Raw genomic sequence first — 13,769 nt, forward strand, 5'->3', positions numbered from 1 at the left:
CGCCTCTCCTGCAACTGATCCGCCAGCAGCATCTGTTTCATGTAAATCATGCATTGGAAGCATGCGATCCGTCGATCTACGCTGGCTTAATGCACATGCTGCCAACGCAGAACACTCCACAACCTGAAGCGTGGGCGGGACATCCGAAGGGTTCGCCGGCCTACGGACGGCTACTGGCGGGGCTTGCGTTCGCCGGAGTAGCAACCTTCGCGCAGCTCTATTCCACCCAGGCCGTGCTTCCGATCATGGCCTCGGACCTGCAGATCTCGGCGGCCGAAGCGGCGCTCACGATCTCCCTGGCCACGGTTGGGCTCGCCGTTACCGTCATCCCCTGGTCCTTCCTGGCAGACCGGATCGGCCGGGTCCGGGCCATGACCCTGGGCATCACGGCCGCGACCGTACTGGGCCTGCTGGTTCCCCTTGCCGCCACTTTTCCCCTCCTCCTGGGCCTCAGGCTGCTCGAAGGCATGGCGCTGGGCGGAATACCGGCGATCGCCATCGCCTACCTGAACGAGGAAGTCCACAAGGTGCACGCCGCCATGGCCGCGGGGAGTTACGTCGCAGGAACCACGCTGGGCGGGCTGGCAGGGCGGCTGGTTGCCGGTCCCGTGGGCGAACTGTGGGGCTGGCGGGCGGCAGCGTTGGCCGTATCAGCCCTGGCCGCCGCCGCCGCCGTCCTGTTCCTGGTCCTGGTGCCCAAGGCCCGCGGCTTCACGCCCGCACGTGCCAGTGGATTCCGCGGGGCGGCCAGGACGCTGGGGGGCCACCTGCGCAATCCCCGCCTCCTTGCCCTCTATGTGCAGGCGTTCCTGCTCATGGGCGGCTTTGTTGCCGTGTATAACTACCTTGGATTCCGGCTGTCCGGGGACCCGTTCGGGCTGCCGGCCACCGTGATCAGCCTCATCTTCGTGGCGTACCTGTCCGGGACAGTGACGTCGCGGCTGGCCGGTTCCCTCACGCTGAGGTTCGGACGGCGGACCATCCTACTGGCCGGGATTGCACTGATGGCCGCGGGCCTGGCCCTGACATTGACGCAATTGCTGTTGCTGATCCTGGCAGGACTCCTGGTTTTCACCGGAGGGTTCTTCGCGGCTCACAGCATCGGGGCAGGCTGGACCGGCGGAATCGCCGCCACGGGCAGGGCCCAGGCCGCGTCGCTGTACAATCTGGCCTACTACCTCGGCTCCAGCGCGATCGGGTGGGCCGGCGGCCTGGTGTTCCAGTCCCACGGCTGGACGGCCCTGGCCCTGACGGTCATCGGCCTGGCATGTACGACGGCGGTGATCACCGCCGTCGTACATCCTGCGTCAGGCGCTGGTCAGTCAAACACACGTCAGCGAAACACACGTCAGCGAGGCGCCGGCCAAACGCCCACAGGGCAAGGGCGCACAGCACAAGACGGGCAGGCCAGCTGCTAGCGCGTTCCCTCGATGGCCTGTTCAAGGTCCGCCAGAATATCCGCGGCGTCCTCCAGTCCCACGGACAACCGAAGCAGCCTGGCATGGGGCTTTGCCTCCGCGGCAACGGGCCGGTGCGTCAGGCCCGCGGGATGCTGGATGAGGGTGTCGACACCGCCCAGGGATACGGCGTGAGTGATCATCCGGACTGCTGCCGGGATCCTTTCTGCATGCCCGGCACTGGCCAGCTCAAACGCCAGCAGGGAGCCCGGACCTGACATCTGCGTGCCCACCAGTCCCAACGGATCGCATTCGGGAAGCCCCGGGTAATGGACCGCCTTCACGAGTCCGTGCCCGGCCAGGGCCGCGGCAACCTTGTGGGCTGTGGCCTGCTGCGCCCGGACGCGCACGGGAAGCGTGGCCAGGCCGCGGTGGAGCAGATAGGCGGGCCAGGGAGTCAGGATGCCGCCGGTCACGGCCCGGACCTGGCGGAGCCGGCTGGTCCACTCCGGCGAAGCCGCCACCACTCCGCCCATGGCATCCCCGTGGCCGCCGAGGAACTTGGTGGCACTGTGCAGCACCAGCGTGGCACCGTGAACCAGAGGTTGCTGGAGCACGGGGCTCGCGAAGGTGTTGTCCACCAGGAGCGGGACGCCGTCAGCGTCCCGCGCAAGCTGCGCGATGTCCACGAGTTCCAGGCTGGGATTGGCGGGCGTCTCCACGATCACCAGTCCCGTGTCCGGACGCAGGGCCGCCCGGACCCCGGCTGCGGTGGTAAACGACACCTCGGTACCCAGGACGCCCGAGGCGAGGACGTGGTCGCTCCCGCCGTACAGCGGCCGCACCGCCACCACGTGCCTTTTGCCCGCCGCCACTGTCGCGAGCAGGACGGCCGAGAGCGCAGCCATCCCCGTGGCGAAGGCCACCGCCTCCGGCGCGCCTTCCAGGAGGGCCACACCCTCCTCGAAGCGGGCAACGGTCGGGTTCCAGAGGCGCTGGTAGACGGTGCTCTGGCCCTCCAGGTGCATTCCGCCGGTGGCCATCTGCTCGTACGCCCGGCCACCGTCCTGCACGGATGGAAGGGGCGCCGTGGTTGAAAGGTCGATCGGCAGGGCGTGCACGCCTTGTTCGGTCAGGCCGCTGCGGCCTGCATGGACAGCCAGTGAATCGGGAGAAAGCACGGGACTCCTTTGAATTATTCGCCATTGAATCCGGTAAGTATCTGGCAATAATTCGGAGTTTTACAGGTCGGATGAATGGAACTGTCGAAAAGTGGAGTTTATGATGAACTCATAACACCTTGAGGAGGCCCCGTGAGTAGCGGTGCGAAGAATATTCGGCTTGGCGCGGGAACTGAGCCGCTTGACGCCATCGACGAGAGGCTGCTGGCAGCCCTCGTGGACGACGCCCGGATCTCGAACAAGCAGCTGGCCGAGCTGGTGGGCATTGCCCCGTCCACTGCGCTCATGCGCACCCGGGCTCTATCCGAGCGCGGCATCATCCAAGGCTTCGAAGCAAAACTGAGCCTGTCCGCCATCGGGCGCTCCGTCCAGGCGCTCATCGCCGTCCGGCTCCGCGCCCACGACCGCGAACAGATCGACCGGTTCACATCCCGGGTACCGCGGCTCCCGGCCGTGCTGTCCACTTTCCACACGTCCGGTTCGGTGGACTACCTGCTGCACATTGCTGTCGCAACCACTGAAGACCTGCGGGACTGGGTCCTGGACAACCTGGCGACTGATCCCGTGGTAGGCCACACCGAGACCACACTGGTCTTCGAACACATCCAGGGCAACCACGGGCCGCTCCCCGACTGAACGTGCGCGGGTTCCGGCCAGGTTCCGCGGTTCCTGCCGGACCCCTAGTGCCAGATGTAGAGTCCGGAATGCGCGGCGCCCATGACGTCGCTCCGCAGCACGTCCAACTGCTCCCGGCGGAGGGCCGCAGCGCGTTCCTGCTGTGCCCAGTCGGAGAGGACGACCCGCCGGCGTTCGGCCCAACGGACCAGTGCGGCGCCGAGCCTGGCCGCAGCCGACTCGACGAAGGTGAGCCGGCGGTAAGGGCTGCAGGCAGCCGAACCGGTGGCGAAGACTGTGCTCATGGCGCTGTCCTTTCAGGACGTTCTTTGGGTGTGCGTTCCGCGTTGTGCGTTCCGCGGTTGTGCGTTCCGCGTTCCGCGGTGCGGCCCCGACCGCCTGCCGCAGCCGGAACGCCGAGGATGGGGAAGGCATTGAGGTGAACCTGGACCGGGCGGGCGCCTTCCTGCTCGCCTTCGTTCCTGATGTCCTCCAGCAGGCGATGGCCGTAGGCTTCCAGCGCACTGGTGTACCTCGCCAACTGGTCCGCCGTAAGCCGCGCATTGGCAGTGCTGATGAGCGACGCATGCAGCCATTCGGCATCGAGGCTTTCACTGCCGTGCGCCATGAAGTCCGCCAGCACGGCCTGCCTGCTGTGTTCAAACTCCCGCGTGACCAGCCGCGAGGCCTCCTCCGTGGCCGGGGAAGTTGCCAGCTCGGGCGACGTAATCTGGATGGCCCCGCGGGGACGCTCCCACCATCGCTCCCGCGCCGTGCCCTTGCCTTCCACTTCCCTGACAAAGTCGTGCTTCGCCAGCTGGCGGAGGTGGTAGCTCGTGGATCCGCTGGACTCGTTAAGCAGCTCGCCGAGACTGCAGGCCGTCTGCGCCCCGTAGCGAGAGAGCATCTCAAGGATCTGCACCCGCAGCGGGTGCGCGAGCGCCTTGAGCGAGGCCGTATCTACGCGGCGAACCGGAAAAGGTGCATCGGTGGCGCTATCCGGGAACTGGGCCGCTCCTGCCGCTGATGCCGTCTCTGCTGAACTATCCATGCCTCAAAACTACGCTTGCAAAGAAACCTTTGCAAGCGTTTCTTTGCAACCATTTCTTTGCAACGCTTCGTTGGCATTGTTGGTCAGGCGGGTTTGCGGACCGCGGCTGTCAGCGTGACGCCCGCCAGTGCGAACGCCATGACTGCGCAGAGCACCACGAATCCGGCGACCGCCGCCTGCAGGCCGTACGCCGCCGTCGCAATTCCCAGGCCGATCACCGGAAGGGCGCTGCCGAGGTAGGTGATCACGTAGACGGTGCTGATGATCTGTGCATGACGCGACGCCTCCACTTTTGCGGCCACATCGTTGAACACGGTGCGGAAGGACACCCCCTGGCCCACGCCGGCGGCCAGGCTCGCGGCAATGAGCAGCCACGGGCTGGACCAGGCGGCGGCAGCGGCAATCAAAAGTACCGACACGGCCAGCACCGATAGTCCGGCCGGCACCACAAACCTTCCGCGGACGGCCAGCAACTGGCTGAGGGCGGATGCGCCGAGCGTCAGACCGGCCAGGACGCCGATGAGCGGGCGGGAGTCGGCGTCGACGATCCGGGCAAAGTAGCCGGGAGCCAGCGAGAGGCAGAAGCCGAAGACGGTGAAGCTCAGGAACCCCACGGCGGAGGCCAGCCAGAACGCGCCCCGGGCTTCGCGCGAAACGGACGGCCTGCGGGGCCTGAGCACCTTCAGCGGCTGCGGGCCCGCAACAGCGTTAATGGCCGGCCGCGCCTTGAGCAGGTAGAGCGGAACCAGCATGGCGATGAGGACGAACGAGTGGAGATAGTACGGCGTGGACGTTGGCCCCGGCAGCAGGGACAGGATTCCGCCGATGGCAGGGCCGGCAGCCACTCCCCCGGCCGATGCCAGCAGGGTGAAGCGGGAAGCCCAGTCGGGGCGGGCCGGCAACAATTCGCGCAGCGCCGCGGAACTGGCGCCGGTGGCCAGCGCCACGGCGACGCCCTGGAGGGCCCGGCCCGCGGACAGCATCGCCAGGCTGTCCGCGTTGGCAAAGACCATGCCCCCGGCCAGTCCGACGACCACCGCGAGGAGCAGCGCAGCCCGGCGGCCGATGTGGTCAGACCAGTGGCCGGCCAGCATGAGCGTGGACACCAGCGTCAGGACATAGGCGGAGAACGCCACCGTGATGCCGAACGGCCCGATGCCAAGATTCGCCTGGATCAGCGGATACAGCGGGGTTGCGAGGTTCGCGCCCACCAGCAGCGTGAAGATCACCACGCCGGCCATCGCCAGCCGCGCCGTGGTGGAAGCGTCCCATGCCCAGCCGCCGGCGGTGGCCGGACGCATGCGGAGTTCGCTGAAGACAGTCATGTGCGTGCCTTTGCCTGCCGTGCCGGTCCCGCCTGTTCCTTGTGGAAACAGCCGCGGGCCCGGCGAAAGAATTGATATCTCGATGATGGGCCAAAGTTGAGCCAGGGGGAGAAATTCCATGACAAAATTGAGCAAAATAGTCAATGATTCTTCCCGTACATGAACCGGAGTGACGATTTGAACAGCCTGGACAGCACAGACCTGAAGATCCTCCTGGAACTGATCCGGGATCCGCGGGTCCAGATCGGCGAACTCAGCGATTCCCTGGGCATTGCGCGCAACACCGCACAGTCCCGCCTCCGCCGGATGCTCCGCTCCGGCCTGCTGCACGACGGCGGGCGGGAAATCGACCTCGAGGCGGTGGGGTACGACGTCGTCGCTTTTGTGACGATCGAAGTCACCCACCGGGAACTCGACGGCGTGGTGGGCGCCTTGCGCCTGATCCCGCAGGTCCTGGAGGTCCACGAAATTTCCGGCCGCGGCGACGTCTGGTGCCGCGTGGTGGCGACCGACACCCACAACCTGCAGACGGCGCTGCGCTCGATCCTCAGGATCAAAGGTGTGATCCGAACGGAAACTGTCCTTGCCCTCCACACCCACATTCCGTACCGGACCGAGCCGCTCATCAGCCGGCTTGCCCACAGCGGGGCGGAGGCGGCAACGCGCAAGTCACTGGGATAATGGCACGTGACCATCATCGACAACGCCGTGTACGTAAACGGCCACCGGACCGCCGAGCCACACAACCTTGAGCAGACGTTCGAGACCCTGGCAGACCATGGCGGCATGGCCTGGATTGGGCTGTACCGGCCCACAGAGTCCGAAATGTCTGCGGTCGCTGAGGAGTTCGGACTCCACCTGCTCGCTGTCGAGGATGCCATTTCGGCCCATCAGCGTCCCAAGCTGGAACGCTATGACGACGTCCTCTTCACCGTGCTCCGCCCTGCGCGGTACCTCGACGAGACGGAAACGGTCGAGTTCGGCGAACTGCACGTCTTCACGGGCAAGAACTTCGTGATCACCGTCCGGCACGCGGAGACAGCCGGCGTGGCCCAGGTGCGGCAGCGGCTGGAGGGCCGTCCAGAGCTCCTGTGCCACGGCCCGGAAGCCGTGCTCTACGCCCTGATGGACCAGGTGGTGGATGACTATGTTCCCGTGGTTGCCGGCCTGGAGAACGACATTGACGAGATCGAGGACCAGCTGTTCAGCGGGGATTCCGCGGTCTCCCGCCGCATTTACGAACTGGCCCGCGAAGTGATCCAGTTCCAGCGGGCCATCCATCCGCTGCCGGCAATGATGCAGCTGCTCCGGCGCGGGTTCGACAAATACGAGGTGAATCCGGACCTGCAGCACCACCTGCGCGACGTCGAGGACCACGTGGAGCGGCTGATTTCCCGCGCCGACACCTTCCGCGACATCCTCCAGAATGCGCTCACCCTGGACGGCACGCTGACCGCCAACCGGCAGAACGAGGCCAGCGCCAAGCAGAACGAACAGGTCAAGAAGATCTCGTCCTGGGCGGCAATCTTCTTCGCGCCGTCCTTCGTGGCCGGGGTCTACGGCATGAACTTCGACCACATGCCTGAGCTGCACTGGACGCTCGGGTATCCCCTGTCGATCGCCATCATGGCCGCGACGGCGGCGCTGATGTACATGATTTTCAAACGGAAGGGCTGGCTCTAGGAGCCGCAGTCATGACCGGACCATCAACTGGCGGCGAACGCCCTGGCTCCGACCGCCCATCTGCTGGCGCCCCGCACCCTACTTCCCGGCCGGGCCGGATCCTCATTCCCGGGACAGCCCGCCAGCTGGGCACGTTCGGTTTATTCGTCCCGGCACCCGGCCAGCGGCGGACCATGGAGGTGGCCGGCCATCCGCTGGAGGTGAAAAGCGCCGAAGGGGATCTCTTGTGGATCAGCTTCCGGGCACTTGCGGGCTGCCCGGCTGCTGCCGCGGACTTCGCCTCCCTGGCCGCCCGGTTCGGGGAATGGGTGGTGGACGGCGTCCCTGATCCGGCCGCGGCCGGGGCTCCCGCGTGGAATTCGCCGCAGTGGAAACAGCTCCTGGCGGTGGTGGACGTCTTGTTTGCTGCCGATGCGACCGTGTTCCTCATCGGTAAGGCGCTTCCGGACTTCGGCGCCGACAGCCCCTTGTCCTTGCTGCTCCGCGTGGAGTCGGACGAAGAACTCCCGGCCGGGAATTCGTCCGGCAGTTAGTCCCGAACCGACTTGACGATGGTCACGGTGCCGGCGCCGCCGTCGACCTCTATCTGCTGCCCGCTCGCGATCCTGCGGGTCGCCACCCCCGTACCCAGCACCGCCGGGATGCCGTATTCCCTGGCCACAATGGAGCCGTGGCTCAGCGGACCGCCAACATCCGTCACCACGGCCGAGGCCATGGCGAACAGCGGGGTCCAGGCCGGAGTGGTGATGCGGGCCACCAGCACTTCCCCCGGCTGCATCCGGGAGAAGTCCTCGGGTCCGGCCAGCACGCGGGCCGGAGCGGTGACCCGCCCCTGGCTGGCGGCCACACCCTTGATGGTGTTCCCCTGCTGGTCCTGCGACCCTTCCGGCATCATCCCGGCGAGTGAGCGCTGCAGCCACCGGATCTCCGGCAGCATTTGCGGGGCGGTGGCATTGCGCTGCCCCCGCCAGCGCAGCTTCCGCTCGTTGATTGCCCCGGCCAGGACCGGCTGCCCGGCCCCCGTAATCGCGGCCGGACTGCCCGCTGCGGCCAGGCCGAATTCGACGGCGCTGCTGACTTCGTGGTGACGGAGCCAGAACACGTCCCCGGGGCTGGTGATGAGTCCGGCAGCGGCCAGCCGCCGTCCCAGTTCGTGCAGCATGCGCCGCATCAGCGGCCAGCCAAGTCCGACGTCGGCGAGCGCGTCTTCGCGGATCGGCGCCGGGCCCTGCGCCCACCGCAGCAAACGCGCGAAGGCCGCCCTGCGGACCGGGTGCAGCCGCGCCAGTATTCCGGCGGTGCTTTCCTCGCGGCGTGCTGCCGCCAGTTCCTGCCGCCGGTGCGGGTCGTTGCCCTGTCCGCGCAGGTAGAACTTCAGCGTGTCAATCAGCGGGGCGGGGTCGTCTGCGGGTACGGGGTTGATGAAGTCCAAGTTGTAGACCGTATGCCCGAAGCGGTCCAAATGGAGCTGGAACCGGTGCTCCCACTCCCGCCACAAGCCGGGATCCATTCCGGCCGGCGCCGTCCCCGACAGCTGGGCGTCGGCGAGGGATCCGGTGGGCATCCCCAGGATGGCCGTTGCGAGCCCCGGGACCCCGCGCGACCACCCGGCAAGGTCGAAGAGGGCTTTTTCTGCCCGGATGGGTTCGCTGTCATAGCCCAGCAGGAATGTCTCGGCCGGCGGATCGCCGTCCTGCCGGACCAACCTGTCGTAGAACTTCTGGAAAGCGAGTTCGCTTGACGTAGCGACCGGGATGATGGACTGGACTGCTGTGTAGTACACCGTGCCCGCATCAAGAAGGGCTGAGATCCCTTCCAGCAACTCCTCCCCGGTCAGGTCCGCGACGGGCTTCTCCGACCAGGATTCCACCACGGCCACGTAGCGCGGATGCGAATAGTCGCGCCAGCCTTGGATTCCCATGTGGGCTTCGCCCCGGATAAGGGCGCGTACAGCGGCCGGCGTCTTGCCCACCAGCCGCCACAAAGCAGTGGTCCGGTAGTAGTAGTAGGCGTAACCGTTGACGGCCGGCAGGCCCAGGTCGCCTTTGCGGAGGCTGCTTTTGCCGAATGCCTCATCCAACAGGGCATTCAGCGAGCGCGAGACCGAACCGTCGATGAGGTCGGCAAACAACGGCGAGAGCGGATCGGGTAGCTGTTCCACGATGCTCGCCCGGAAGTAGAGCCCCTTCGGGTAAGGCACGCTCCAGTCGCGCGGCGTTTCCCCCGCGGGCTCGGGCAGGGCGGTGATGGGTCGTGATTGAAGAATGAAGAATTCGCCATCAGCTCGCGCCCACTCGATGTCCTGCGGGGAGCCGAAATGCCGCGAGATACGTGCTCCGTAGGTGGCCAGGGCTGCTGCCGCGGCGTCGTCCAGTACGGGTTGGTGCCGGCGGGCTGCAAACACGGGCTCCTCGCGCGTGCCACGGTCGGCGTACGTGGTCATGACCGCCTTGTCCGCCGTCCGCCGGGACGCCACCTTCCCCGTTCCGGCCTCGACGACGATGTCGTCCGTGGAGACGGCGCCGCTGACGACGGATTCACCCAGCCCCCAGGCTGCACCGATCACGATCTGGTCGCGGCGTCCGGTGGCTGGATTGGCAGTGAACATCACGCCCGCGGCGTCGGCGGCCACCATTTGCTGGACCACCACTGCCAGCCGGACCTCGTCCGGCCGGATGCCTTCCCGGGCCCGGTACGCCATGGCGCGGGACGTCCAGAGGGAAGCCCAGCAGTTGACCACGGCCTCCATCAGGGCATCGGCGCCGTGCACGTTGAGGTAGGTGTCCTGCTGGCCCGCGAAACTGGCCGAAGCAAGGTCTTCGGCAGTGGCGGAGGAACGTACGGCCACCGTGGCTTCCGCTGCTCCTTCACTGCCTGTGCCCGTTCCTGTGCCTGTGGCCAGGGCGCGATAGGCGTCACGGAGTTCAGCGGCAATGGCTTCCGGCATGACGCCGCCTGCAAAGAGTCCGCGGATCCGTGCTGAGGCTTCCTCGTAGTCCCGGGTGACGGCGGATGAGGGCAAGGCGGCGTAGTCCTGGATGGGTCCGGCCAGCTGGTTGTCCCGGACGAACAGCTCATATGCTGCCGTGTTGAGCAGGAAGCCGGGAGGGACGGGCAGTCCCGCCCGAACCAGTTCGCCGAGCCCGGCGCCCTTGCCGCCCGCCGTCGGGACGTCGTCCCGGCCGACCTCGCTGAAATCATTGATGTAGACCATGACCGCGGTGCCTCCTGTCCAGCCGGGCGTGCCGGCAGCCCCTCATCCACAACATACTGGCACGCGCCGGGGTACCAGGCCATGGGCCGGCCTATCCGTGGTACCGCCACAAGGCCCTACCGCTTCGTTACCGCTGTCCATAGGGTAGGTCCCATGGCTGATGCATTTTCCTCCCTCGTGGAGGCGTTCAGGAATGTGGGTGTGGCGAGGGCGTACGGGGAGCCGGTGCAGATCGGCGGCGAGGAACTGGTTCCTGTCGCGTTGGTGTCCTTCGGGTTCGGCGGCGGCGGTGACTCCGGCACCGCGGGCACAAGCGGGGCTGCGGAAGGCGGCGGAGGTGGCGGCTTCGTGCTCCCGCTCGGCGCCTACACGAAGAACGGGGAGGGCCGGGTGGTATTCCGGGCCAATACGCTGACCGTTCTGCTGGGCCTGGTCCCGGTGGTGTGCGCTGCAGGAATGTCCCTTCGAGGAGTGGTGAAGGCCGTTAGCGCAACCCGGCGGTAGCCCTGATCCAGTCCAGTTCGTAAGGAACCGAGGCCGATAAATTCAGGTAGGCAGGGGCGGGCGGCAACTCGATGGCATTCGTTACCCCCACCAGCTTCTGTTCGCCGTTGTCCGACCAGATGACAGGGCCGCCGCTATCGCCGCGGTTGGCTGACGTATGCGGCGAATACGTGCAGAACTGCCATGGTCCCGCGATGTCCGGGCACGCCTCCGCGGGGACAGCCAGCAGCCGGGTTTCAACGAGCCGGCGCGCGGCATCGCAGGGCGCTGCTGCATCGAAGAGGTTCCCGGTGCAGCCGTAACCGGCCACTGTGACTTCGGCTCCGAGCGGCGCCGGCGTGGACGCAAGTCCGATGGGGGGCTCGGAAACGGCCGACTGCAGGAAGAGCAGGGCAATATCGTCCTTGATCAACGCAGGGTCGTAGTGCGGCATGGGCACGGCAGTGGCCACTGCGATGGTGTATTCCGAGCGCTTCTGACCGAAGTGGAAGGTCACGTCGATGGCGGAAGGGCTGCGTCCGTTGTTGCTGATGCAGTGCGCCGCCGTGACTACGGTGTCTTCGGTGATCAGGGACCCGGTGCAGGATGCGGTCCCTTCCGGGTAGGCCAGCTGCACCCTGACGGCCCACGCGTAATCGTCCGGGTCAGCCCTGCTCCCGTTGAAGACCGCCTTCGCGGGGGTGGCCGTTGCCATCGTGAGGGCCGCGGCGACCAGGGCCGACAGCAGGTTTATTGTGCGCATGAGGTTGCTCCTCATCGTTGCCTGAAGATATTTCGCGGATGTGGTGTAGGAACCGTGGAACCCGGGTTCCCGGAGATCACACATCTGCCCCCAGTCGCAGCACCATAACTCTGCGCCTGCCCGCCAGCGGCCGTCAAGGCACTACGGAGGCGGACGGGCATCTCGCGGTCAGCCTCAGGCGGCGCGCACCTCGACCTCGCCGGGCAGGGCCGCATCGGCGCCGAACACCAGATACCGGGTGGCGATCTTCTCACTGAAGAACCTGTCGTGGCTGACCACCACCACGGCCCCCGGAAAGTGCATGAGCGCCCGTTCCATGACCTGGGTGCTGGACAGGTCCAGGTGGTTGGTGGGTTCGTCCAGCAACAGGACGGACGCACCGGACAGCAGGCACTGCGCCATCGCGACGCGGGCTTTCTGGCCACCGGAGAGGTTCCCGATTTTCTGCTTGAGATCCGCTTCGGAGAACTGGAACATCGCCAGGAACCGGTTGACTGACTTTTTGGTCGCACTGAAAGCCAGGCTGTCCGGCAGGGCGTTGACTGCGTGCGAAACGGTGTCGGCGTCGTCGAGCTCTTCGAGCATCCGGTTGTAGGAAACAAAGCCGGGTCCCTTGGCCCAGGCGACCACGCCGGCGTCTGCCTCCTCTTCGCCGGTCAGCACCTTCAGGAGGGTCGACTTACCGCTGCCGTTGGAGCCAAGGACGACCATCCGGTTGCCGCGCCTGATCTCGAAGCCAAGGTCTTTGAAAAGTGCCTTGTCCCCGTACGATTTCCCCAGCCCTTCCACCCGGCAGAGGACGTCCTTGACGTGCAGTCCGCCATAGATCTCGGTGACGATCTGGTCCACCGGCCGGGGCGTGCGGGATTTCTTGATCTTTGCCAGCTGGTTTCCGAGCCCGCGGCTGGCGGCTTTGGCAGCCTCGCGACGGTCGGCGATGCCCTCAGCCTCAAATGCCAGGAGTTCGGATTCGTGCACAAACTGCTGCTCGAGGGATTTGAGCCGGAACTGCTTCTGCACGATGTATTCACCGAAGTTGCCCGGGTATTCGTGCAGGTGGAAATTCTCCACTTCGATGATTCTGGTGACGACGGCGTCAAGGAACTTCCGGTCGTGCGAAACGATGACCGCGGCACCCTTGAAGTCGCGGAACCAGCTTTCCAGCCACTCGACGCCGGCTACGTCCAGGAAGTTGGTGGGCTCATCGAGAAGCAGCACGTCGGGGTCCTCCAGGAGGATTTTTGCCAGCGCAGCCCGGTTGCGCCAGCCACCGGACAGCTCGTCGATGGCGCACACCCGGTGGGCGCCGCTGAAGCCCAGCGTCGTCAGGACTTTGTCAATCCTGCGGGGATAGTCCCAGCCGTCGAGGCGGTCCATGTCCTCGAACAGTCCGGACTGGCGTTCGATCAGCCGGTCAAGTTCTTCTCCCGCAGGGTCACCGGCGATGGCCGTGTCAATGGATGCCAGTTCGGCCTCGACGGCTTTGATTTCCGAGAACAGCCCGTCAAGGACTTCGGTAATGGTTGACTCCCCGTTCAGTTCGGAAAACTGCGAGAAGTAGCCGATCCTGGTTCCGGGCTCCACCGTCACGGTTCCGGACTCCGGCGTTATCCGGTCAAGGATCAGCTGGAGCATCGTGGTCTTGCCGGAACCGTTCTTGCCGATGAGCCCTACCCGGTCGCCCGCTTCCAAGCGGAAGTATGCCTCGCGCAGTATCCGGGTGTTGTCGAATCGCACGCTGACGTCTTGCAGCCGGACAAGGCTCATTGCTGCTGTCCTCTCGAGGGGTGGTTCATGGGTGCGTTATGCCGGACCGGCAAAGAGAAAGCTCCCTGATCCGGCGCTGGCGCCGGATCAGGGAGCTTGTTCAGTGGAGCTAAGGGGATTCGAACCCCTGACCTCTTCGATGCGAACGAAGCGCTCTACCAACTGAGCTATAGCCCCGGGCCGCCGCCGTTCCCTCCGAGTAACTTCGGGAACAGGCAAACCGGTGTCCCTAGGCTACAAACTATCGGCCCGCTTCGCCAGCCGGCCTTCGAATGTCTCACTACAGGGCT

Annotated in this window: 13 protein-coding genes and 1 tRNA gene; 6 read left to right on the forward strand and 8 right to left on the reverse strand. The window is 66.1% G+C overall.

The genetic code is table 11. The features are described 5' to 3' along the window. The first annotated feature begins 95 nt into the window (after positions 1-95). Positions 96-1,418, forward strand: a complete 1,323-nt coding sequence (locus RW112_RS03010; RefSeq protein ID WP_317780823.1) for an MFS transporter — start codon at positions 96-98, stop codon at positions 1,416-1,418. Here RW112_RS03010 and RW112_RS03015 read toward each other — a convergent pair. Then, on the reverse strand, positions 1,415-2,578 hold the full coding sequence (locus RW112_RS03015; RefSeq protein ID WP_317780356.1) for a PLP-dependent aspartate aminotransferase family protein: 1,164 nt from the start codon (positions 2,576-2,578) through the stop codon (positions 1,415-1,417). The two genes, RW112_RS03010 and RW112_RS03015, sit on opposite strands and share 4 nt — an antisense overlap. A gap of 132 nt (positions 2,579-2,710) precedes the next feature. Here RW112_RS03015 and RW112_RS03020 point away from each other — a divergent pair, with 132 nt between their 5' ends. Next, positions 2,711-3,214 carry an Lrp/AsnC family transcriptional regulator gene (locus tag RW112_RS03020; RefSeq protein ID WP_043483179.1) on the forward strand — a complete coding sequence of 168 codons (504 nt, stop codon included), beginning with the start codon at positions 2,711-2,713 and terminating at the stop codon, positions 3,212-3,214. A gap of 44 nt (positions 3,215-3,258) precedes the next feature. Here the strand turns inward: RW112_RS03020 and RW112_RS03025 are convergent, their stop codons facing one another. From RW112_RS03025 to RW112_RS03035, 3 genes are all read right to left on the reverse strand, one after another. Then, complete coding sequence (locus tag RW112_RS03025; RefSeq protein WP_317780357.1) at positions 3,259-3,498, reverse strand: 2-nitropropane dioxygenase; 240 nt, start codon at positions 3,496-3,498, stop codon at positions 3,259-3,261. Then, a complete protein-coding gene (locus RW112_RS03030) occupies positions 3,495-4,244 on the reverse strand; it encodes an ArsR/SmtB family transcription factor (RefSeq protein ID WP_317780358.1) in 750 nt (249 codons plus the stop codon). The genes RW112_RS03025 and RW112_RS03030 overlap by 4 nt, the downstream gene beginning before the upstream one ends. Before the next feature lie 83 nt (positions 4,245-4,327). Further along, the gene (locus tag RW112_RS03035) at positions 4,328-5,569 is read right to left on the reverse strand and encodes an MFS transporter (protein WP_317780359.1); all 1,242 of its coding nucleotides are present in this window, start codon (positions 5,567-5,569) and stop codon (positions 4,328-4,330) included. 159 nt (positions 5,570-5,728) lie between these two features. Between RW112_RS03035 and RW112_RS03040 the strand changes: the two genes are divergently transcribed. The 3 genes from RW112_RS03040 to RW112_RS03050 are packed head-to-tail and all read left to right on the forward strand — an operon-like array spanning position 5,729 to position 7,785. After that, positions 5,729-6,250: an Lrp/AsnC family transcriptional regulator gene (locus RW112_RS03040; RefSeq protein ID WP_317780360.1), complete on the forward strand. Its 522-nt coding sequence runs from the start codon at positions 5,729-5,731 to the stop codon at positions 6,248-6,250. A gap of 6 nt (positions 6,251-6,256) precedes the next feature. Continuing rightward, complete coding sequence (gene corA / locus RW112_RS03045) at positions 6,257-7,252, forward strand: magnesium/cobalt transporter CorA (protein WP_317780361.1); 996 nt, start codon at positions 6,257-6,259, stop codon at positions 7,250-7,252. Between the two features lie 11 nt (positions 7,253-7,263). Next, on the forward strand, positions 7,264-7,785 hold the full coding sequence (locus RW112_RS03050; RefSeq protein ID WP_317780362.1) for a hypothetical protein: 522 nt from the start codon (positions 7,264-7,266) through the stop codon (positions 7,783-7,785). On the opposite strand, the gene RW112_RS03055 is transcribed toward RW112_RS03050, so the two are convergent. Beyond that, positions 7,782-10,466: a PEP/pyruvate-binding domain-containing protein gene (locus RW112_RS03055; protein ID WP_317780363.1), complete on the reverse strand. Its 2,685-nt coding sequence runs from the start codon at positions 10,464-10,466 to the stop codon at positions 7,782-7,784. The genes RW112_RS03050 and RW112_RS03055 overlap by 4 nt on opposite strands. 153 nt (positions 10,467-10,619) lie before the next feature. On the opposite strand from RW112_RS03055, the gene RW112_RS03060 reads away from it, so the two are divergent. Continuing rightward, positions 10,620-10,970 carry a hypothetical protein gene (locus RW112_RS03060; RefSeq protein ID WP_317780364.1) on the forward strand — a complete coding sequence of 117 codons (351 nt, stop codon included), beginning with the start codon at positions 10,620-10,622 and terminating at the stop codon, positions 10,968-10,970. On the opposite strand, the gene RW112_RS03065 is transcribed toward RW112_RS03060, so the two are convergent. The 3 genes from RW112_RS03065 to RW112_RS03075 form a co-directional block, all read right to left on the reverse strand. Beyond that, entirely contained in the window at positions 10,951-11,712 is a 762-nt protein-coding gene (locus RW112_RS03065) for a S1 family peptidase (protein WP_317780365.1), read from the reverse strand. The genes RW112_RS03060 and RW112_RS03065 overlap by 20 nt on opposite strands. Before the next feature lie 174 nt (positions 11,713-11,886). Continuing rightward, entirely contained in the window at positions 11,887-13,479 is a 1,593-nt protein-coding gene (locus RW112_RS03070) for an ABC-F family ATP-binding cassette domain-containing protein (RefSeq protein WP_317780366.1), read from the reverse strand. Positions 13,480-13,583: 104 nt separating this feature from the next. Then, positions 13,584-13,656: transfer RNA gene (locus tag RW112_RS03075), tRNA-Ala, on the reverse strand. Positions 13,657-13,769: the final 113 nt, after the last annotated feature.

The organism is Arthrobacter sp. B10-11 (assembly GCF_033142195.1).
Taxonomy (GTDB): Bacteria; Actinomycetota; Actinomycetes; order Actinomycetales; family Micrococcaceae; genus Arthrobacter; species Arthrobacter oryzae_C.

Bases quoted from the DNA above. Each gene is read 5' to 3' on its own strand.
- RW112_RS03010 (WP_317780823.1), top strand. From the start codon at position 96: ATGCTGCCAACGCAGAACACTCCACAACCTGAAGCGTGGGCGGGACAT.
- RW112_RS03025 (WP_317780357.1), bottom strand. From the start codon at position 3,498: ATGAGCACAGTCTTCGCCACCGGTTCGGCTGCCTGCAGCCCTTACCGC.
- RW112_RS03030 (WP_317780358.1), bottom strand. From the start codon at position 4,244: ATGGATAGTTCAGCAGAGACGGCATCAGCGGCAGGAGCGGCCCAGTTC.
- RW112_RS03035 (WP_317780359.1), bottom strand. From the start codon at position 5,569: ATGACTGTCTTCAGCGAACTCCGCATGCGTCCGGCCACCGCCGGCGGC.
- RW112_RS03040 (WP_317780360.1), top strand. From the start codon at position 5,729: ATGAACCGGAGTGACGATTTGAACAGCCTGGACAGCACAGACCTGAAG.
- RW112_RS03050 (WP_317780362.1), top strand. From the start codon at position 7,264: ATGACCGGACCATCAACTGGCGGCGAACGCCCTGGCTCCGACCGCCCA.
- RW112_RS03055 (WP_317780363.1), bottom strand. From the start codon at position 10,466: ATGGTCTACATCAATGATTTCAGCGAGGTCGGCCGGGACGACGTCCCG.
- RW112_RS03060 (WP_317780364.1), top strand. From the start codon at position 10,620: ATGGCTGATGCATTTTCCTCCCTCGTGGAGGCGTTCAGGAATGTGGGT.
- RW112_RS03065 (WP_317780365.1), bottom strand. From the start codon at position 11,712: ATGCGCACAATAAACCTGCTGTCGGCCCTGGTCGCCGCGGCCCTCACG.
- RW112_RS03070 (WP_317780366.1), bottom strand. From the start codon at position 13,479: ATGAGCCTTGTCCGGCTGCAAGACGTCAGCGTGCGATTCGACAACACC.